General features: G+C 34.5%; 17 protein-coding genes. 8 read left to right on the plus strand and 9 right to left on the minus strand.

What is annotated here, in order from left to right:
* The first annotated feature begins 180 nt into the window (after positions 1-180).
* The 3 genes from U8521_RS10785 (at position 181) to U8521_RS10795 (ending at position 5,407) form a co-directional block, all read left to right on the plus strand.
* Positions 181-1,098, plus strand: coding sequence for a DMT family transporter (locus U8521_RS10785; RefSeq protein WP_334331947.1), 918 nt, complete (start codon positions 181-183; stop codon positions 1,096-1,098).
* Positions 1,099-1,571: 473 nt separating this feature from the next.
* Complete coding sequence (locus U8521_RS10790; protein ID WP_334331948.1) at positions 1,572-2,576, plus strand: D-2-hydroxyacid dehydrogenase; 1,005 nt, start codon at positions 1,572-1,574, stop codon at positions 2,574-2,576.
* 332 nt (positions 2,577-2,908) lie between these two features.
* Positions 2,909-5,407: a hypothetical protein gene (locus U8521_RS10795; RefSeq protein WP_334352726.1), complete on the plus strand. Its 2,499-nt coding sequence runs from the start codon at positions 2,909-2,911 to the stop codon at positions 5,405-5,407.
* On the opposite strand, the gene U8521_RS10800 is transcribed toward U8521_RS10795, so the two are convergent.
* On the minus strand, positions 5,404-5,745 hold the full coding sequence (locus tag U8521_RS10800) for a hypothetical protein (RefSeq protein WP_334352727.1): 342 nt from the start codon (positions 5,743-5,745) through the stop codon (positions 5,404-5,406). The genes U8521_RS10795 and U8521_RS10800 overlap by 4 nt on opposite strands.
* Positions 5,746-6,312: 567 nt before the next feature.
* Here U8521_RS10800 and U8521_RS10805 point away from each other — a divergent pair.
* The 5 genes from U8521_RS10805 (at position 6,313) to U8521_RS10825 (ending at position 11,169) form a co-directional block, all read left to right on the plus strand.
* On the plus strand, positions 6,313-7,434 hold the full coding sequence (locus U8521_RS10805) for a 5-methyltetrahydropteroyltriglutamate--homocysteine S-methyltransferase (protein WP_334352728.1): 1,122 nt from the start codon (positions 6,313-6,315) through the stop codon (positions 7,432-7,434).
* Positions 7,435-7,669: 235 nt separating this feature from the next.
* Complete coding sequence (locus U8521_RS10810; protein WP_334352729.1) at positions 7,670-8,056, plus strand: YxeA family protein; 387 nt, start codon at positions 7,670-7,672, stop codon at positions 8,054-8,056.
* Between the two features lie 20 nt (positions 8,057-8,076).
* On the plus strand, positions 8,077-8,457 hold the full coding sequence (locus tag U8521_RS10815; protein WP_334352730.1) for a YxeA family protein: 381 nt from the start codon (positions 8,077-8,079) through the stop codon (positions 8,455-8,457).
* 147 nt (positions 8,458-8,604) lie between these two features.
* Entirely contained in the window at positions 8,605-9,975 is a 1,371-nt protein-coding gene (locus U8521_RS10820; protein WP_334352731.1) for a DHA2 family efflux MFS transporter permease subunit, read from the plus strand.
* A 63-nt stretch (positions 9,976-10,038) separates the two neighbouring features.
* Positions 10,039-11,169: a GGDEF domain-containing protein gene (locus U8521_RS10825; protein ID WP_334352732.1), complete on the plus strand. Its 1,131-nt coding sequence runs from the start codon at positions 10,039-10,041 to the stop codon at positions 11,167-11,169.
* A 48-nt stretch (positions 11,170-11,217) separates the two neighbouring features.
* On the opposite strand, the gene U8521_RS10830 is transcribed toward U8521_RS10825, so the two are convergent.
* The 8 genes from U8521_RS10830 to U8521_RS10865 all read right to left on the minus strand — a co-directional run bounded on the left by U8521_RS10830 (position 11,218) and on the right by U8521_RS10865 (position 20,492).
* On the minus strand, positions 11,218-11,352 hold the full coding sequence (locus U8521_RS10830) for a hypothetical protein (protein ID WP_334331956.1): 135 nt from the start codon (positions 11,350-11,352) through the stop codon (positions 11,218-11,220).
* 320 nt (positions 11,353-11,672) lie between these two features.
* Positions 11,673-13,142: an MDR family MFS transporter gene (locus U8521_RS10835; protein ID WP_334331957.1), complete on the minus strand. Its 1,470-nt coding sequence runs from the start codon at positions 13,140-13,142 to the stop codon at positions 11,673-11,675.
* A 244-nt stretch (positions 13,143-13,386) separates the two neighbouring features.
* Positions 13,387-15,348 (minus strand): BglG family transcription antiterminator, encoded by a 1,962-nt coding sequence (locus U8521_RS10840; protein ID WP_334352733.1) that lies wholly within the window; start codon positions 15,346-15,348, stop codon positions 13,387-13,389.
* A 113-nt stretch (positions 15,349-15,461) separates the two neighbouring features.
* The gene (locus U8521_RS10845) at positions 15,462-18,131 is read right to left on the minus strand and encodes a glycoside hydrolase family 38 N-terminal domain-containing protein (RefSeq protein ID WP_334352734.1); all 2,670 of its coding nucleotides are present in this window, start codon (positions 18,129-18,131) and stop codon (positions 15,462-15,464) included.
* A gap of 27 nt (positions 18,132-18,158) precedes the next feature.
* Entirely contained in the window at positions 18,159-19,259 is a 1,101-nt protein-coding gene (locus U8521_RS10850) for a PTS fructose transporter subunit IIC (protein ID WP_334352735.1), read from the minus strand.
* Positions 19,260-19,263: 4 nt separating this feature from the next.
* A complete protein-coding gene (locus U8521_RS10855) occupies positions 19,264-19,581 on the minus strand; it encodes a PTS fructose transporter subunit IIB (protein ID WP_334352736.1) in 318 nt (105 codons plus the stop codon).
* Entirely contained in the window at positions 19,578-20,036 is a 459-nt protein-coding gene (locus U8521_RS10860) for a PTS sugar transporter subunit IIA (protein ID WP_334352737.1), read from the minus strand. Before U8521_RS10860 ends, U8521_RS10855 begins: the two co-directional genes overlap by 4 nt.
* Before the next feature lie 270 nt (positions 20,037-20,306).
* Positions 20,307-20,492, minus strand: a complete 186-nt coding sequence (locus U8521_RS10865; protein ID WP_334331958.1) for a hypothetical protein — start codon at positions 20,490-20,492, stop codon at positions 20,307-20,309.
* Between the last annotated feature and the right edge of the window lie 183 nt (positions 20,493-20,675).

A 20,675-nucleotide genomic window follows, 5' to 3' on the forward strand; every position in this document is an offset into this window, starting at 1 on the left:
GAAAACTAATTCACAATTAATTAAATATGGTATATCCCAATCAGAAGAAACGCCCGACTAGCATAAGATTCTTAGCATACCGATTCAACCTAACTTCATGATATAAAAAAAACAATAGTCAAAATCAAAATTTCACGGTTATAATAGTGCTATTAGTTTTTTTCAGGAGGAAATGTTTTAATGGACGAAAGTAAGAAGTTAGCCAAGAGAACACTCGATAGAGGTTTTTGGTTAGCATTTTGTGCTTCCGCTCTCTGGGGAGTTTCAGGTACCGTTTTACAAGTCGTCGCTAAGGATCTAGATATTCCAGCAATGTGGTTTATCGCAACGAGAACTACAGTTGCTGGAATTTTACTGTTAGCGGTTGGCCTAGTCGTTTTACCTAAAAACGAATTTTTTGCTGTTTTTAGAAATAAAAGAGATTTACTAACTTTGCTAAGTTTTTCAGTTTTTGGTTTGCTGGCAAATATGTTTACCTTCTTTCACGCTATCAAGACAGGTAACTCATCAACAGCAACGATTTTACAATATCTTTCACCACTCTTCATCATGATTGGTGCCATCATCTTCACAAAGAAAAAGACTTCACGTGTCGATGTTATCTCATTTGTTTTAGCTTTGATCGGGGTCGTTTTAATGATTACTCGGGGAAATCTGAGTCACCTTTCAATTCCTTTAGTTTCAGTCCTTTGGGGAATCGGCAGTGGTATCACAGCTGCACTTTACATTACCATTCCACAAAAATTAATTGCTAAATATCACGGAATCTTGATTACCGGCTGGGGTATGTTGATTGCTGGTGTAATTTCAAATATCTTCAGTCCTATTTGGGTCAATCCACCTAAGATGACGACAACTAGTATTTTAGGAATCGGTACTGTTATCTTGATTGGTACTGTCCTAGCCTTCTTATTGATGGTTATCAGTACTAAATACACAACTGCTGCGATTGTCAGTATCACTGATGCCGTGCAACCTTTCACTACTTTAGTTTTAAGTGTGATTTTCTTGCATTATGCAGTAAACTTTGCCGAAGTTATTGGTGCGATAATTGTTATTTTAGCGATTTATGTTTTGAATCGTTACGATACTGAATAATGCGCTTCTTTAGTTTGGATGGTGGTTAGTTGCGGAAGACTAGATTTCAGTTCTTTGCAGTTATTTTCGTGAATTCTGAATTGGATACAAATCTATTCAGAGTCGTCATTAAACTGTTTTATAGTCTGGATGCGTTATAACGCTTAATTACTTTAATTGATTTAATTAATATAAAAAATAGAGGATATTACTAATACTGCAAGATTCTACAATATAGTAATATCCTCTTTCTTTATACATTAGTTCTTACTTTGACGTACGAGACACAATAGACTATTTAAGATACAGGTTCTAACTCAGAATAGAATTAGTATTCCTAAAAGAACGGAACATAAATACAAAATAGATCCGTTATTCAGCCCGGAATACTACCACCCACTACCCAAAACGAAGAAAGACAATCCTCCACACTTCTTTTTTCAACTCAATTTTGTTTTAATAGAGTTGTTAGTTAATGAAGGAGGATTTTGTTAATGAAAATTTTTGCATATGGAATTCGTAAGGACGAAGAACCTTCTCTAAAGAAATGGGAACAAGCTAATCCTAACGTTGAAGTTGGTTTCACAGAATACACTTTGACAGCTGATTCAGCTCGTTTAGCCGAAGGATCTGATGGGGTCGTTACTTTACAAACTTCCCCATACACTCGTGAGGCGCTAGAAGTCTTGAAGAGTCTAGGCATCCATTACATCTCAATTCGTAACGTTGGTGTTGACAACTTTGAATTCAAAGATCTAAACGATTTAGGTTTCACACTAACAAATGTACCAGTATATTCACCTAACGCAATCGCTGAACATACTGTTCTATTGATGGGTCGCTTGTTACGCCGTGTTCCTGAATTCGATGATAAATTTGACCATGGTGATTTCACTTGGGCTCCAACTATTGGTAAAGAATATCGTGAACAAACTGTTGGTGTCGTTGGTACTGGTCACATCGGCCGCGTTGTTATCAAGATTTTGCAAGGCTTCGGCTGCAAGGTTGTTGCTTATGATGTCTACCACAATGATGACATTGAAAAACAAGGACTTTATGTTGATTCTCTTGAAGAACTCTACAAGCAATCTGATATTATCACTTTGCACGTTCCATTATTCGATTCCAACAAGTACATGATCAATGACAAAGCCATTTCACAAATGAAAGATGGTGTTTACATCATTAATTGTGCCCGTGGTGAATTGATTGATACTGATGCTTTGATCAAAGGCTTAGATAGTGGCAAAATTGCTGGTGCCGGACTCGATGTTTTGGACGATGAAAATTCTGTCTTTGGTAAAGTTTGGAGTAGTCCTGACAATATTCCTAATGAAAAAATCAGAAATCTTGCTCACAGATTAAATGTGATCATTACACCACATAGTGCTTTCTATACTGAAACTGCTATTCACAATATGATTACTACTTCATTTGATTCAAACAAAGCTTTAATTGAAGGATTAAAACCAAATAATATTGTTGATACAACTAAATAATTTAAAAAGCTCGATTAATTGTTGCTAATTAGTCGAGTTTTTGATATCTTATTGATTGTTTAGCTTTTTTGTATCGTTATAACGATAAATAATTAATTTTATTGTTTTATACATATTGTAAATATAATATTCAAGTAAACATTTATATATAAGGATTTACATATTGTATTATTTAAATTAAAAATTAAATAAATTTATATTGCTGCATCATTACTCACTGTTGATTTCATAACGGTGAGTATTTTTTATTATCTATTATTTTAATAAATAGTTGCTATAATATGTGCGATGAGCGTATATATTCATCATTTTCGCATAAGGGGGGATGCTTAATGAAAAAATATAGAGATGCTACTTTGATTTCCTTTTTAATTGCATTCTTATTTTCGAGTATACTCTTTTTACTCAGTTCTATTTCTGTTCTAGCAGATGATGCAGCCGACCAATCCGCTCTAGACAGTGCTCCTGAGGGTCTGAATATTAAATCCTATTTTGACATTTATGCTCCACAGGCTAATGGTGAAGACAATCCTTTTATTTATAATTCTGCTACCACTGAAAAAAATGATACTGTCTTACGTTTAGCAAAAGGTGCCGGAAAATACGGAGCTGCCTGGTCTGATCAGGCTAATGGTAATTATCTAGACATCAACAAAAAGCAGACAATTTCTGCTTGGCTATATTTTGGTAGTGGTTATGGTTCGGATAAGAAAAATGGCGAAGGAATGGCACTAGTTTTACAAAATGATCCTCGAGGTGCACATGCCTTAGGTGCTGGATATCAAGGACTTGGTGTCCTAGGATATGATAAAGCTACCACCAAATGGTACAACCCGATAGAAAATCGTCCTACAAATTCCAGTTCCGAATATATCGCTAGTACAGCTGTTCAGAACAGTATGGCTCTAGAATTTGATTCTCAAAAGGACGACGTCACTTCAGAATCTGATCAAGAACCAATAAGATTAAAATTTAATCCTGGTGACTTATTCAACGCTGGAACTTATTTTTACACCTTAAATGGCTTTGACACTTTCGATACTGTAGGTAATCTAAAAATCCCCGATAGCTATCCTGCTAACTCACGTTTTGGTGCCGGTGGAACGACTGGCCACATTGCTCTCGTCTATCCTAGTCTTGCAACAAGTTATGCCTTAACTCCAATTGGTAGTGCCAACGCAGCTAAAAACAGTTGGAAAGGCTTTACAATGGCCGATACACTGATCCACTCTGACCCCAAGTCTGCTCAATTAGTCAACGCAACTAATCCTGATGGTTCAGATATGTATTGGCACCATGTTACCTTCGAATGGATACCTGCTAAAGATGGCCAATCAGCTGAAATCCATTACGCTTTCAACGACAAATACTTAGATGGAACTACCAATACTAATTCAAGTTCTTTAAGTGGTTATCCCTTAGTGACTTCCACAATCAAAGTTAATCCTGATATTTTCGGGAAAGTGACGGATAACAAATTGTATTGGGGCTTTACCGGTGCTAATAGTGCTGGAGAAAAGGTTACTGACAGTACTGGTAAAACTACTTATGATGTCTATAGTAAATTGGCTGTCATGGAATCAATCCCAGCCTTAGTCAACGCCGAAGCTGATGCTTCAATTACTGATAACACCTTAGGGAAAGTTATTACTGATGATTCAACTGATCGTACAGTTGCTCATGGTGATAATTTAACACTTGATTACCATTTGAAATATGACACCGAAACTAGTCGTGTGAACTGGAATCAAATCATAGCTGATATTCATTTGCCCAAAAACTTAACTTATACTTCTGATTCAACTGGTTCTATTGCAACAATCAATTACAAAAATGATACGACTGGTAATTCTGCAACTGAATTAGTTTCTGGCTCTAATTTAACCGGTACTGAATTAAAATTCGCCATTAGTGAAGCTCTTCGTAATTACGATACAGCCGCATACACTAGTGCCAATATCATTATCAACGGTGTTGCTCAAAACACGACCGATAAAAATATTGATGTTGCCGCAGAGCCTGCTCAGTTCTCTGGTGATCACCAAATTTCCTCAACAAGTACACCTAGTTTTACAATTACATACAAAAAAGACTGGTCACTTTCCTTCAAGCAACCAGATCCAATCAACATTATTTATAATGATAAAAATGAAAAGGCAATCCTACCAACTGTCCTCAATTACGATAAAGAGCATAAGTTTGAGCCCAGTGACCCTATTCGTTATAGCGTTACAGTTGATGGAAAAACTTATACTGCCGAAACGCAAGCAAATTCAACCACTTCCACAGCAACCGGTGAAATTCCCCTAAAGGATCTGATTGGTACTGACTTTTGGAACATTTTCAAAGAGAACAGTACTAAAAATGTCACCGTTACAGCTACTGATAAAGATGGTAAATCTGCTACTACAACTTATGTTATTAAAGTTTTGCAAAATTTTGTAAATGTGGTGGCTTCTCCCAACTTAGATTTTCAAGATATTAATTATCTTTCTACCACAAAATTTTTAAAACGAAAAAATTCTTATCAAGTTAGCGTGACAAGCAGACACAGCGCTTGGAAATTGAATGTTGCGGCTTCTGAACTGACTAAAGATGGCAAAGTTTTCCAAGGAAATTTAGTCTATAAAAAAGCTAACGGCGTAATTTACAATTTAAGTAAAGATAATGTTCCAGTTGCTGAAAATGATGCCATTAGTGATGATTTAGTTACTGATATAATTTCCGATAAATGGACGAATGACACCGGTCTGCTCCTCAAGCAAGATGGTATCAGCGCTCCAGGAAAATATGGCGGAACCTTAACTTGGACAATCGAGAATTCAATCTAGTTATTTGGCACTTTCTGAGTCTTTTTGGTCACAACAAACTTCCAAATGACCGCAATCAAGTACAATGGATCATGAATCAAGCTCAACACAGCCAACACAATCAACCAGTTTTGGTTGTCACTATCCATTTTATAAATTACAAAGCCAAGTACGATTTGAAAAATCACTGTGACCGCAACCGTCAGAATCCAAATCACCATTTTAAAGACAGTATTTGGAATACTAGATTGATCAATCGGATTAATCCAATTATTAACAAACGAAAATAGAGTAATAAAACATTCAACGATAAATATCGCCCACGCGAGTAACTGTGGATTTGACATCTTCTTCCCCACAAGAACATCCCCTTTTACCCTAATATTAATATTAGAATTTCCAATAAACCATTAAAATTATGTTACATTTTAACTGCAAATTAAATTTGACAAACCCTTGTTTCAGGTGTAATTTATTCATCAATCAAATAATTAAAAGTTATTTAATCTGATTAGACAATGAAGAGAAGAGTAGATTTAACGAGTACTTTGAAGAGTGACCACCGGTTAGTGAAAAAGTGGAGGAAAAGTTAAATTGAAGATGAACTTGGAGTCTTACTAAGGTGAAAGCCAGAAGTACGCAAGGATGCGATATCATCCCGGACATGAAAGTGTCGTTGAGGTGTTTTGTGCAAGCAGAACATGAATTAGGGTGGTAACACGGAGATCGTCCCTACAAATGCATTGAGATAAGTGCGTTTGTGGGGATGGTCTTTTTTAGTGGCCCTTAACGCCTATGGCGCTTAGGGCCACTTATAGGGTCGACTAACTGTCGACCCCATTCCTCGAACCTTACCAATAGTTTTTCTTCCTTTTTACTTTTCCCTTCCAAGTCAACATCAGATTAAACCCGAGGAGGACCCAAAAATGACCACAACAAAAAACAAAATCGGCTTCCAACACGTAGGAAGTTTCCTAAGACCAGACGTACTAAAACAAGCTAGAAAAGATTACTTCAACAACGAAATAACCCAACAAGAATTAACAACCATCGAAAATGAATCCATCAAAGACTTAGTCCAAAAAGAAGCCGCCGTTGGCTTAGATTACGCAACTGACGGAGAATTCCGCCGCTCATATTGGCACCTAGACTTCTTCTGGGGACTAGACGGAGTCGACCACGTTCATTACGGTGAAGGCTATCAATTTGCTCATGAAGAAACCCGCGACGATACAGCAATCTTATCTGGAAAAGTAAAATTCAATCCCAACCATCCCTTCATCAAAGATTTCGAATTTCTTAAATCAGTAACTGACGAACTCGACCTTCAGCCTAAACAAACCATCCCCGCTCCTTCACAGCTTTACATTGAATTAATCAGAGGAGTGAACGCGGACAAGGTCAAAAACTATTATCCAAACTTGGAAGATCTATATCTGGACATCGAAAAAGCTTACCACGATGCCATTCTGGCTTTTTACGATAAGGGTGCCCGTGTCATCCAATTGGATGACTGTTCTTGGGGATTATTCCTCGACGAAAAATTCCTCAATACACCTGATGGCAAAGCTTATGCTGATTCTGGTATCCAGGATATTTTGCTTAATCTCAACAACAAAGCTATCGAGAATTTACCCGACGATTTAACAATCAACACACACGTTTGCCGTGGCAACTACCACTCTGATTTTGCTTTCTCTGGCGGTTACGGACCGGTTGCAGATACGTTATTTGCTAAAGAAAATGTCGACAGTTATTTTCTTGAATATGATTCAAGTCGTGCTGGTAACTTTGAGCCACTAGCTAAAGTTTCTGGTGATAAAAACGTCGTTTTAGGTTTATTGACGACTAAATCCGGTGAATTGGAAGACCGTCAAACTATCATTGACCGTATTAAAGAAGCAAGTAATTACTTACCCCTCGATCGACTCTGGCTCTCAACCCAATGTGGCTTTGCTTCAACTGAAGAAGGCAATGTTCTAACTGAACAACAAGAGTGGGACAAGTTGAAATTAGTTAAATCTATCCAAGATGAAGTTTGGAATTAAAATTATTGATAGCGCTTTCAAACGGAACTATAATATAGATAGGAACTAAAGTTTATAGAGTTGGAGGCGCTAATTATGATGAAATTGTTAGCAGCATTATTCAACAAGATTGTAGACTACACGCTTAACTTTAATTGGTGGTAAACCAGCTTACAAATCTGTAAGAATAATGTAAGTAGAACAAATGTAAAAAATATTCAAAAGCCCTTAGTATATTTCTCAGGAGGTAAGTCAAATGAGAAGTTATCTAAGGGTTTTTCTTTTTGGAATTTTTTTATTAGGAATGGGCTATTTAGGCCTTTGTGCATATGCTAAAGACAATCCTGGTCAAAATGCCCAAACTTTCAACCGATACAATATTTTAGTCAGACGTGAAGCTAAATACGTCAAAATCGACAACAAAAAAGCCACAGACAATGATGGCTTTGGCAATTACGATTACACTTTAACCAGTTACGACCAGTCAGGTAATAAAAAGAAAATTAATTTCACTGGCATGAAGAAGTTAAAACAAGGACGCTATTTAAAATTAGATACCAAGGGCAATTACGTTTATTCATATAAAGAAGTTTTCAAAAAGGACATCCCCAGCGATGTCTTCACAAAACTGAACTTACAATAATATTTTAGGAGAAATCACCTATGAGAAGCATTCTTAAATTCCTAGTTTCAGCAGTTGTTTTTTTAGGCGCAGGTTTTTTAATTCTTTGTTTTACTATGAAAGATAACACTAGTGAACTAGGACAGGCCGTCAACAAGATCAACATCTTGGTTCGAGAAGAGCCGCGTTATGTCAAAATTGACAATAGCAACGCCAAAGATGAAGCCGGTTTTGGAAATTATGAATATAACTTGACCAGTTATGATCAAAATGGCAATGCCCACCCCATCAAATTCACTGGCATGGGTAAATTAAAGCAAGGCCATTACCTAGAAATCACTGCCAAAGGTACCTATGTAGAAACATACAAGGAAACATTTAAGGACAAAATGCCACAGGTAGTAGCGGATAAAATCAATTAAAAATCATCTAAAAGGTATCACAAGAATTGAAGTGTAATTCTTGTGATACCTTTTTAGTTTTAAAGTTTATAGTTAAATCTATTCTTTCGTAATTAATCACATATGCTAGAATAATCAAGTTACAATTTTTCTTCTAGGGGTACAAAAATGTCCAAACAAATCAAAAAATCACTTTACATCATGGTCTTCGGAACCTTTTTTGGGGTTCTTTGTTCAACACTGATGAACACTGCTCTACCAACATTCATGCGCGTTTTCCAAGTTAATTCTTCAACCGTTCAGTGGCTGACTAATGGATATACATTAGTGAATGCTATTATGATTCCAACTAGTGCCTACTTTATTAAAAAATTCTCGTTTCGACATTTATTTATTGCCTTTTCAACTATCTTTTTAATTGGTACATTACTTGGTGCCGTTGCCAACTCATTTATCCTCGTCATTATTGGTCGCATGATTCAAGCTATTGGTACAGGAATGATGATGCCTTTAGTTAACGTTCTTGCTATGCAATATACCGATAGAAGCAAACAAGGAGCTGTTATGGGGATTATTGGCTTAGCCTTTAACTTCTCCCCTATTATCGGTCCAACCTTGTCTGGAGTGATTTTAGAGTACTTTGCTTGGCAATATCTCTTCATTTTAATTCTGCCATTCATCATTGTCGTCGTTTTACTATCATTTTTCTTTTTGCCTCAAATTGAGACTGATGAAAATCCTAAATTTGACACTCTAAGTTTGATTACAATCAGTTTTGGCTTGCTATTCTTATTAACCGGATTTTCAAATATCGGTCAAGCTAATTTCATATCTTTCAACGTCCTTGGATATACTGCCATTGGTCTAGTTTTAATTGTTATTTTTTCAATCATGGAAAATAAATCTGACAAACCAATTATTAACTTTGAAATTTTTCACCATTCTCAATTCACATTCGCCACAATTATCAATATGTTGATTGTCTTGACCATGTACGGTAATACAATTTTACTTCCATTAATGATTCAGACAATCTTACACAAAAGTCCACTAATTTCAGGTCTAGCTCTCTTACCCGGCGCTACCTTGACTGGTTTTATGTCGCCTATTAGTGGCCGTCTATTCGATAAATATCCAATCAAACGAATCGTTGTTACTGGTGTTTTGATCGACTGTTTCGGTACATTCATGCAAGCAATCATTGACGTTAATGCTTCTGTTTTAATGTTAACGGTAGGTCAAACTATCCGACAATTAGGATTAGTTTTGATTTTGATTCCAATTCAGACTCATGCTCTAAGTGCCTTACCGAAAAAATATCTGTCTGATGGCGTGGCAACGTTCAACACTCTCAGACAAATTGCTGCCTCATTTGGAACAGCTATCATTATTGCCGTGATCACTATGGCTGACAAGATACTTACTGGTAGTTCAACCAATCAATCCGTCGGCATTCAAGCTGGTTTCTTAGCTTGCCTAGGCTTCTTAATCATTGCATTGATCACAACTCATGAATTACACCGTCCTGATATAAATTAATTTTAAATTTATTATTAATTTATTGGTATACTTAACAGTGAGAACCTTCAAGGAGGAAACATTTTGTTAACAGGATTTTTTGTAAGCCAAGCACCCCTAGTAACTAGTTTATTTTTTATTATGGGTGCTTTTATCGTCTTTCAAATTCTTTTTTCTGGGGCAAAGAGGATTGCAGTTAGAATTAATGGAAGTATCGACATATATCATTTGCGAGCAATTTTAGGAATAATCTATATTTTGCTGATCCTCATCATCATGCAAAGTTTCGTGCGTGATGCTACACGTCCTTGGGTTTATGTCAATTTTCAAATGGTATCACTCATTTTTTATACGACGATTTTAAGTGTACCTTCTAAATCACAGTTCATCGCACCAATAATTTTAATCTTCATGCTGTTCAATTCAGCTTTAACTAGTTGGCAATCATGGATTTTAATGTTTATCTTGATTATTTTCTACTATTCTTTAAATTACGTAAAAAATCATACTAAGAATAAATTTCCTTTTTTGAGATACTTTATAACTGGAACGATTTACGGTACTGCTTATTGGATTGTTACAAGCTGGAAATTTCCTTTTGATACTAGAGTCTTGATTCAACAGATCATCTATTACATTATTTTAGAATTGTTCACATTGGGATATATCGCTATGCTTTTCTCCGATTTGGAATCCCGAGCTGCACTATTTAAAGAAGCTACCCACGATAAACTTACTAAAGCTTATAATTACGATGCTTTTGATATTGATTTGCGGCTCTTATTTAAAAAACACATTGCTGATCATCAAAAATTTACTATGATGATGTTTGACATCGACCATTTTAAACATGTTAACGACACTTATGGTCACTTGACGGGTGATAGAGTCTTACAAGAAGTAGTCGATACGGTTAAAACTGTTTTGAACAATAATGACAAAAACTTAAAGCTTTACCGAACTGGTGGCGAAGAATTCAATGTTCTTTTTCCTAATTATGAGCTTTCAGATACTCAACCAATTATTGATGAAATTTTTCAGGCCGTTAACCATTCCGACATTATTTCTAATCAAAATCATATAAAAATAACTATTTCAGTAGGTGTTTCTGAAGCCAACCGTGAAGATGTTTCAACTAATGATTTTTATTCACGAGTAGATAAAGCTTTATATAAATCAAAGCGCAACGGCCGCATGGACATTACAATAATTTAAGTTAAAAAAAAAGCTGATGGATTAATTTCCATCAGCTTTTTTAAGTAATTACTTACTTTCTTTGTTATCGCGACTCTTTAAAAAGTTTAGAACTTCTTGTGTTTTGGCACGTTTTTCTGCACCATTTTTTTGGTTTACAGGACGGCGGTGGCCAGTCATACCTTTATGTGTATTTTGTGACATCTAAAAACCCTCCTTCCCGTTACAATTTATCTTATTTCATTAACCCTATCATTGTAAAGGAATTGTCTGTATTTTTCAACACATAATTTAATTTGTTCATAAGAAAAACTTGGATAGAATTATTTTTCTCCTAAACTTGCAGCACAAGCGGGCTTGTTTCACTCTCTAACCGAAACCAACTCCCTACGAGATAGCAAAACTTCCCAAACCGCCCGCAAAGTGCACGAGCAATTTGGGAAGTTCAGCTATCTTCCGGGAGCTAAGCTCTCTTGCTCCGCTCTCTGTTTTCGTATCAATTGTTTTCAAATATTTAATGCAAATTAATTCATATCTGTAGCAGCTTCCTTGTCTGGAGAAGTTGCTTTTTCACTAGCTTCGGCCTTTACAGTTTCCTTACTCTTATTATGAACACGGAAAGCTAAAATGAAACCAAAGGCAGCTAAAATCAATGTAAACATAAATCCATAATGAGCACCGTTAGTAAAGGCTAACTTAGCTGAATGTCCACCATTAGCGAAGTAGTTGCTTTGACCTGTACTCAATAAAATTGTGGCAATACCAGTTGCTACGGCACCAATAACTTGTTGGAAAGTATTGATAATGGCAGAACCATCAGCGGATTGATATGCATCCAAAGAATTTAAACCATAAGTTTGTGATGGTGACATAGCCAATGGAACACCGATCATCAAAACAATATGGGCGGCAATGATATAACCTAGTGAACTGTTTGAGTTACTAAATAAGAACATTGCTGAACCGATGATTGAAATCAAGAAGCCTAATCTTGACATCAACTTAGCACCGATTTTATCGTAAGCACGACCAGCACCGAATGAAACAACAGCGTTGATCACACCACCTGGTAACATGATAATACCAGTTAAAGCAACAGCTACTCCTAAACCATTTTGTAAGTACATTGGTAATAAGTACATAGCTGATAAAGTAATACCAAAGTTAATCATAACTAAAACCGAACCAGTTAAGAATTCAGGAGTTTTCAAAACTGAGAAATCCAAAGTAGGAGTTTTAGCGTGTAATTGCTGTCTAATATAGACAACTAAGAAAATAATTCCGATAACTAAAGCAATCAAAGCGATAGTCAAATTTTTGCTGAGGAAACTAATTCCAAAGACAATTAAACCAAAGCTGATTGTTGATAAAGCAATTGCCAACCAGTCGACTTTTGGCTTCGTAACTTCGAAAACATTAGTCAAATTCTTTTCCATAATGATCCAACCGATCAAAAGGAAAACGATAAATGACGCAAAGATAAATCTCCATGACAAAGCGCCTAGAATAATTCCGGAAATTGTAGGCCCAATAGCTGGAGCAAACATAATAACTAGAGCAGCCATACCTAAGGCAGCACCAAGTTTATTAGGTGGAAAAATTCTCATAGCAATAGAAAACATCAAAGGTAAGATAATACCTGTTGCGATACCTTGAATCATTCTACCTGCTAATAGTACTGGGAAATTCGTAGCAAGTGCAGAGATTGCTGAACCAACGATAAAGTCTAATAGTCCAAATCTAACTAATCCACGAGTTGAAAAGTGTTTTGTTAGTAAACTTGAAAGTGGTAAAACAATTGCGATTACTAGCATATATCCAGTAACTAGCCACTGTGCGGTACCAGTTTCGATACCAAAAGCTTTCATGATTGATGGAAGGGCAATATTTAGCGAAGTTTCACTGAACATACCTACAAATCCACCGATTAAGACACCCAAAAGTGACAAGATTGGATGTTCGGGTCTTGTATTAATTTGTTGAGTTTTACTCATATTTACCTCCAAATAGTTGCAACAGTGGATTAATATAACAGAAATCTGGAGTTTTCGTAAGTTTTTTTTCAGAAATTTTATAAATTTTTTCAGATTAAAATGTAACCGTTTTCTTTTGCTATATATCATTTGATAGCTTATTTTTGCAATGTAAGTAATAAAATTTCCAAATAAAAAACAGGTCATATCAGTTTGAAATCAATCCATTCTAATACGACCTGATTAAATAATGTAAAATTATCGACTATGATGTTTTATTAATATTATTTTGAATAAATGAATCGATAACCTTTATAGCCTCACTTGGACCTTTACATTTACTAATTGCATTATAAAAACGTGTATCATCTTGTAGATCTACCAGAAAACTAAATAAAGTCTGAATTTTGGGATACTCTTCTTCATTAATTGCTAAAAGGAAAACTAATTGAATTTTATTTTTCTTATCATCCCAATATATGGGATTTTTTAATTGCAAAAAAGCAACATTAGATTTATTTGCTGCAAATTTAATGGGATGTGGAATTGCTATTCCTCCACCTATCGCCGTTGAATACATTTTTTCACGTTCAAACATTTTTGATCTAAAATCTTCTTTTACCACGTTTTCCTCTTCTAATTTATCACAAAGAAAATTTAATACCTCTTTCCTAGTTTTCAGTTTACTATTTACAAATATTAATTCTGGTTTGAATAAACTATATAAAACCTGTTGATCATCAGATGTGGAAGTTATAAAGTCATAAAGCTCCTTACTATCATTTGCATAATTAGATAAATCAACCTCTACAACTGGCAGAGTACTATTTAGAATTGGTACCGTTGAAATCAAAAAATCTACATCACTTGGATAAGTCTCATTACAATAGTCAGCATAAGAATATACCCCCATGATATTCAAATAATTACTAAATCTACTTTCCAATTTTATTTTTAAAAGATTAGCGGTTGCTGTTCCAGATCCACATATTATAGCTACATTACGCTTTTTCCATTTATTATTATAATTTCTCTCCATTGATGCACCAACATGCAGTGTTATAAATGATAATTCATCTTTTGATAAATGCAGTTTTAATTGATGTTCTAAAATATTTATTGATGTTACTGTCATTTCATATGCCAGAGGGAAAGTTGATAGGATAACATCCAATAATGGATTCTTTCTAGAACTATCTAAATCATTGATTTTCATAACTGATTTAATATGCTCAGTTAGATTGGAAATTAATAATTTATCATTTAATAAATTAAATGTATAGTTATCTCTAATTTTATCCAAAAACAGTATCACGCTTTTATGTATTAATTCAGATTGAGGTTCATTATTATTCTCAACAATCTGAGGATTATTCAAACCAATATGATATTTAACATACTCTCTTTCTGAATAATCCACTTTTTCTTTGATGCTTTCTGATAAATCATCAAATAATGCATCGAAATCTTTTTGAAATTCTGGAGAAACCTTCAATTCACTATTAAAATTTGTTAAAGAATGACCTGCTTTTATTCTAGACAATGACAAGGCAAAATGTACTACAATATTTTTACGATTATAATCTGGAATATCATGCATCTGTTTATCTATAAAGATATTTACTTTTTTATTCACCAAATCAATATCTATATTACTAAACAATCTTCTCTCATTATTTGAAAATCCCAAAACATATTCTTTATAGTTTTTATTCTCTAGTTGATCTATGAAACAATATCTTTTATTACCCTCAGTACCCTCTAATAAAATACCATTATGTTGATGTGTCACCTTTAAATTATATTTATCTGTAATCTTTTTGATTTCAATAATGTAATTATTTAAAGTATTAATACTTATATAAAGATTATCAAGAATCTGATCGATTGAAATAGGTTTATCATTAATTAAAAGTTCATTTAAAAGATATCGGATTCTTTCACTGGTTGTATCCAAGGTATTTTTTTTGTCTAAACTATCTAGATCTACTTTCAACTTATCAAGATTGTTATCTTGGTTCAATTCAAAGGAATACCCTTTACCTCTGTGGTTAATTATTGAAAGACCATATTCTTCAATATCTGTATTCAATTTAGTAATATCACTCCGAATTGTTCTTGTGCTAACTTCCAATCTTTTAGCAAGTTCACTTCCGGGCACTTCAACCTTAGACATAGTTATAATCAGCAAAATCTCTTTTAATCTCGGATAGGATAGTTTTAGCATTATTATCACCCCTCATTTTAAAAATGAAACAATTCAATGGAGATTCTCCAAGAATAAAATAACCAGTCCTCAATTACCTTGAAGATTGGTTATTTAATATTCAGATACTAAAATTAATATTCAAAATAGATGGTCTTAATCTTGGCATGTGTTACATCATTTAATTTAACTGTATTATTAACAACTGGGAGTTTTTCAATTGTATCCTCTTTTAAATCTACCAATTCTACTCTAGTTGGCTTTTTATCGAAAACAATCTCATCATTAGTTGATTTATTACCATAACCATTATAGAAACGTGCAATGTACCCACTACGATGATCAGCTTTCTTTAAAGTACTCAATATCAAATTACCTTTCGTTCTTAAAATACTATCTTGCTCATCTAAGACACGATCTACTGAGTCCATGTTAAAGATTAAACGTCCATTCAAGAAATCTGCATATTCATAGAATTGTTCTGGTGTATCATAATCTTTTGCCAAAGATGCTACTTCACTATCATCGAAATCTGAACCACTAATTGCCAATCCAAATTCAAAGTCTAACTTTGTTTGTAATTCAGCATTTGGTGTTGCAATTACTTTTTCACCAGAAGCTCTACCTGGACGATACAGCAGATCTACTTTTCCCATCATTCCGTAAGTTCTAAATAGAGTTAATCTTATTGTTGAATAATTATCACCAATAATTTCATATTCACGGACACCTTTTGGAAATACTGAGACAGTATTTTCATCATTTGCCAATGAAACAAATGATTGACATGTTTCAATAGAAATTGGTTTCTCATTCCAATTTTCCTTATTAGATTCCCAAGATTTCATTTCTTTCTCACGGTAAACCGGTCTTTGAATAGTTCCAAATTGTTGATCAGCATATGAAACCTTTGAGCTGATTCCAGTTGCAAAATCAACGCACAATCTATGATCCAAGGGCTCACGATTATCAATCTTTACATCAAACTTAATTACTGGTGAATCCTTCTCCAATCTAACTTCAACAGTAACTGGCATTTTTACATTACAATCCTTATCAGCTCTATCATCCAATGTCCGTGGAACATTAAATTCATAGTTGATAGTTGCAATAGACAATAATTTAGATTTAGATACTGAAATTTCATTTGATTGATTTGTAGAGTAAACAATTAAATCTTTTTTAGCAGGTGAATAGTTGAATGAATCTCCATCATCACCATTTTCCTCCAAAATAGCTTGATTTTCATAAACTTTTCCAGAAGTCTTATCTGTAATGGTTAAAGAACCATTGTCCTGAATAGCTATCTTAAAGTTTTCATTTTCAATAATCCTATCTTCAGAATTTTCAAGTGGCAGGTTCTTTTCATCACTTTCACTTAAGTACAATTGCTTGTAGCCCATCGCAGGAACGTCTTTTGCAAATACTGAAGCGACAATTTTATATATCTTTTCTGGCTTATATATTTTTTCTCCTGGATTTAATTGAATAGTTTGACCAGAAATATACTCTGTTTGATCGTCACATGACTCAATTGTAAAATCTACTGAATCACCATTTGTATCAACGATGTCAAAATTCTTAGATGGAGCATAGAATGAGATTTTTGAAATTTCTGTTCTATTAACTGGCAAAGTATTGAAGGCAGAAATTGTAATCTCATACTTTTTATCTTTCTTAATTTGAGTTGCAATCTCACGTAATGTCACTTCAACCAAGTTAGTACTAATATCGCGGACTTGTTTATAACGCATATAAACGTCTTCATTAGTAGTATCCGAAACACAGGAACCTATAGAATCATGTGCCGCATTTTCAAACATCAATTTCCAAATATCATTAACTGCAGCACGTGGATAATCCACGCCATAATGTTCACCCATTGTTAAAACAGGCTCCATAACATTTACAAGATAATATTGAATTTTAGTATTTAGTTTCTTTAAATCGGAACGTGAAGAATAAATAGATTTATGAATTCTCATATTCTTACCATTAGTGAACTCACCACTTACTTCTTCAAGTTTGGGATTTTCACTCTTTACTGCATCTACATATTCTTGAATAGAACTAACTTCAAAATGAAAATCTTTATTTACCGCATTAAGTTTTTTAATCATTTGAGGTAAATCTTTTCTAGCTGGTGCTTGATCAAATCCATTTGGAAAGGCAATATGACTTGTCGTTGCTCGTTTTACAATAGATGCAAATGGTTCTTGTTGCATAATTTTATCTAATTGGGTTTCGTCGACAACTCCACCAATATAGTATCCAGAAGGAATTTGATATACATTTACCTTTGATCCATCTTCACCCTTCCAAACAAATTCAGTATGGTCAACGTTTTCTTCAGAAACTCCACGCCAAAACATCGTGTCCGGAATTCCAAAGCCTTTATAAATTTGTGGCATACTTGATTCCTGTCCAAATGAATCAGGAACATATCCGACGTTCATATATGAACCCAATTTATTACATACGTCCATACCGTACTGTAGATTACGAACAATACTTTCACCAGAGATAACAAACTGATCTGTTTGTGTGTACCATGGTCCAATAATCAATTTCTTATCTGCCACCAATTGTTTAATTACATTTTTATCTTGTGGACGCCATTCTAAATAATCCTCAATTAGTGATGCTTGTCCATCAAGAATAAAACGATCATATCCAGTGTTGTGTTGCAAATTATCAATCACATGCATTAAATCCTTGAGTAAATAAACTTTTGATCGTGAAGTAGTGAAATACCACTCTCTATCCCAATGAGTATGTGGAAATACATGAACTGTCTTAACCATTATATAAATACAACCTCTCTTTTAAACTTATTCAATGTCAATTTTAATATCGTCTTCACTAACATCATTTTCTTCTTCATCAGAAGATACGTTGAAGTTAACAACTAATGGGGCAACTAATCCAATGAATAATGCTCCTGCTGCAATACCGGCAATATATGCAAACTTATTATCAGCTGTGATAATCCCTGGTAAACCACCCAGTGGAGGAATATGTGATTTCATACCTAATAATTCACCTGTGACGGCACCTAAAGCACCACCAATCATGTTAACTGGTAATAGTTTCAAAGGACTAATCAAGAAGAATGGAATTGCACCTTCAGTAATACCAAAGGAACCCATAATTAAGTTGTTACGTCCAGCCATAAACATTTCATCTGAGAAGCGTTTACGTGGATAAATAAATGTAGCGAGTGCATAGCCTAGTGGAATACAGCAAATGGCAATATTTGTCATCAATGCAGGGCCATAAATACCTTCAATGAACAGAATGTTACCAACCATCCATGCAGCTTTATTAATAGGCCCACCTAAATCGGTACCAATCATACCGCCAAGTACAAGAGCAACAATAGCACCATTTGTATGATTGTTAATCATTGCTTTAACCCAAGCTACTAAGGTTGTATTCAACCATGATAATGGTCCAGCTAAAATAACACCCTCAACTAATGCTACTGCACCAGTTGTTAATAATGGCACAATCAATAGTGGAACGGCAGATTTCCAAGCTTCGCCCACTTTAATTCTTCTACAATACCGTGCAACATAACCAGCAACGAATCCAGCTACCAATGCTCCTAAAAATCCAGCATTGATATTGGATGCGAGTTGACCACCAATAAATCCAGCACCCAGCGCAGGTTTATCACCAATTGCATAAGCAACATATCCGGCAATAACTAAGTTAACTAATCCAATTCCTATCCAACCTACTTGATTTATTTGATAAAGAATATGGAAAAAGCCTTCGGCACTTTTATATTTTGTTAGGTCATTGACCCCAAAAATCATACCAATAAGTTGTGGAATACCAACAATCATCGCACCACCAATTACGGTAGGAATCATGTAGGAAATACCACTCATCAAATATCCTTTCCAATCAGATAAAAGCTTTTTCATGAGCTTATGCCCCCTCTACAGTAGAAACACATTTTTTGAGTACTGCTTTTGGTGCTTTAATACATACATTGATATCAACACGTAAGACTTTCTTGCCTTTAAAACGATCCATCCCTGTAATTTTTTGATCAGATGCAATTAAAACAAAATCAGCAGCATCCGCTTCATCTTGTGTGATGGCATTAACAGGGCCCATTGAACCTTGTTGTTCCATTTTTACGTTATATCCTAATTCTTTACCAGCTTTTTCCAATGCCTTTGCTGCCATTGGTGTATGTGCTAATCCAGCTGGACAAGCTGAAATTCCTACAATATTTGTCATAATACGTTTACCCCAATCTTTTTTGTAATATAATCTGAAATCTTTTGAGAATCATTTAATTCTCTAATTTCCTTTTTAAAATCATCTTCCAAAAGTGCCGTAGCTAAGTTGGATAGCATTTGTAAATGCGTTGTCCCAACACCACTTTCTGGAACCATAAGTGCAAAAATATCCGTAACTGGTTTATCGTCGTAAGTTTTCCAATCGATAGGATTTGTTGTTCTTACATACACAATCTGTGCGGACTTAACAGCATCAGTTTTGGCATGAGGAATTGCAAATCCTTCTTGTAACCCTGTAGAATAATCAGCCTCTCGTTTAAGAAACGAATCATACAATTCTTTAGAAGAATCTGTATATCCTAAATCTTGACATTTGCTCGAAATGAATTTTAGTAAATCATCACGATCTGAAACATTAACATCTAATAATATATTTTGTGATGGAATTTCCATTTATTTTCCTCCTTCCTTTTCTTCTCTTGTAACCCCTTACATTTACTATTTTAGCGAGTTTATATATTTTGTAACCCTAACCAATTTCCAACAAAGTTGGAAATCATCTTCTCAGCTACTATTTGTTGGAAAAATGAATAATCAATCTTTTAAAGTATTCATTTTATTTGACTATATATCATTCAATAGATTATTATTACCTTATAAGAAGGCATGAAAAAAGCCACTGAGTGCTACCTCAATGGCTAAAAACTCAATGTCATCGCCTACTTAATGTGAAACTATATTGCTATTCGGGTCGGACATCATCAGTGTCCGACCCTCTGTTTTATCTACTTCTTTAATTCTTTTATCAGCAGCAACAAAACTACTAATATCGAGAATACTAAGGTTAGATATCCCAAAGTTAACTCCTACTTTTACTAGGATGACGTGCCTTACGAATGTATCATTCATCAGCACCACCTCCAGTCTTCCATAGGTGATGGAAACACACTAAGTTTTTATGTTTTTAGTATAAAAAAGATTTAACTTATTTTCACTTAATTACCATTATGTTTTTCAATCTATAAAAATAGGCAGTCACTCCGGGATTTGGAGTGGCTGCCTATTTATTTTCTTGTTTTTTATAAAGGGTTT

Source organism: Companilactobacillus miaonis (genome assembly GCF_036913615.1).
Taxonomy (GTDB): Bacteria; Bacillota; Bacilli; order Lactobacillales; family Lactobacillaceae; genus Companilactobacillus.

What these genes read in the sequence shown, in the direction of transcription:
- U8521_RS10795 (WP_334352726.1), top strand. Translation starts at nt 2,909, where the DNA reads ATGAAAAAATATAGAGATGCTACTTTGATTTCCTTTTTAATTGCATTC.
- U8521_RS10850 (WP_334352735.1), bottom strand. Translation starts at nt 19,259, where the DNA reads ATGAAAAAGCTTTTATCTGATTGGAAAGGATATTTGATGAGTGGTATT.
- U8521_RS10860 (WP_334352737.1), bottom strand. Translation starts at nt 20,036, where the DNA reads ATGGAAATTCCATCACAAAATATATTATTAGATGTTAATGTTTCAGAT.
- U8521_RS10865 (WP_334331958.1), bottom strand. Translation starts at nt 20,492, where the DNA reads ATGAATGATACATTCGTAAGGCACGTCATCCTAGTAAAAGTAGGAGTT.
- U8521_RS10815 (WP_334352730.1), top strand. Translation starts at nt 8,077, where the DNA reads ATGAGAAGCATTCTTAAATTCCTAGTTTCAGCAGTTGTTTTTTTAGGC.
- U8521_RS10790 (WP_334331948.1), top strand. Translation starts at nt 1,572, where the DNA reads ATGAAAATTTTTGCATATGGAATTCGTAAGGACGAAGAACCTTCTCTA.
- U8521_RS10835 (WP_334331957.1), bottom strand. Translation starts at nt 13,142, where the DNA reads ATGAGTAAAACTCAACAAATTAATACAAGACCCGAACATCCAATCTTG.
- U8521_RS10820 (WP_334352731.1), top strand. Translation starts at nt 8,605, where the DNA reads ATGTCCAAACAAATCAAAAAATCACTTTACATCATGGTCTTCGGAACC.
- U8521_RS10845 (WP_334352734.1), bottom strand. Translation starts at nt 18,131, where the DNA reads ATGGTTAAGACAGTTCATGTATTTCCACATACTCATTGGGATAGAGAG.
- U8521_RS10855 (WP_334352736.1), bottom strand. Translation starts at nt 19,581, where the DNA reads ATGACAAATATTGTAGGAATTTCAGCTTGTCCAGCTGGATTAGCACAT.
- U8521_RS10810 (WP_334352729.1), top strand. Translation starts at nt 7,670, where the DNA reads ATGAGAAGTTATCTAAGGGTTTTTCTTTTTGGAATTTTTTTATTAGGA.
- U8521_RS10785 (WP_334331947.1), top strand. Translation starts at nt 181, where the DNA reads ATGGACGAAAGTAAGAAGTTAGCCAAGAGAACACTCGATAGAGGTTTT.
- U8521_RS10840 (WP_334352733.1), bottom strand. Translation starts at nt 15,348, where the DNA reads ATGCTAAAACTATCCTATCCGAGATTAAAAGAGATTTTGCTGATTATA.
- U8521_RS10830 (WP_334331956.1), bottom strand. Translation starts at nt 11,352, where the DNA reads ATGTCACAAAATACACATAAAGGTATGACTGGCCACCGCCGTCCTGTA.
- U8521_RS10805 (WP_334352728.1), top strand. Translation starts at nt 6,313, where the DNA reads ATGACCACAACAAAAAACAAAATCGGCTTCCAACACGTAGGAAGTTTC.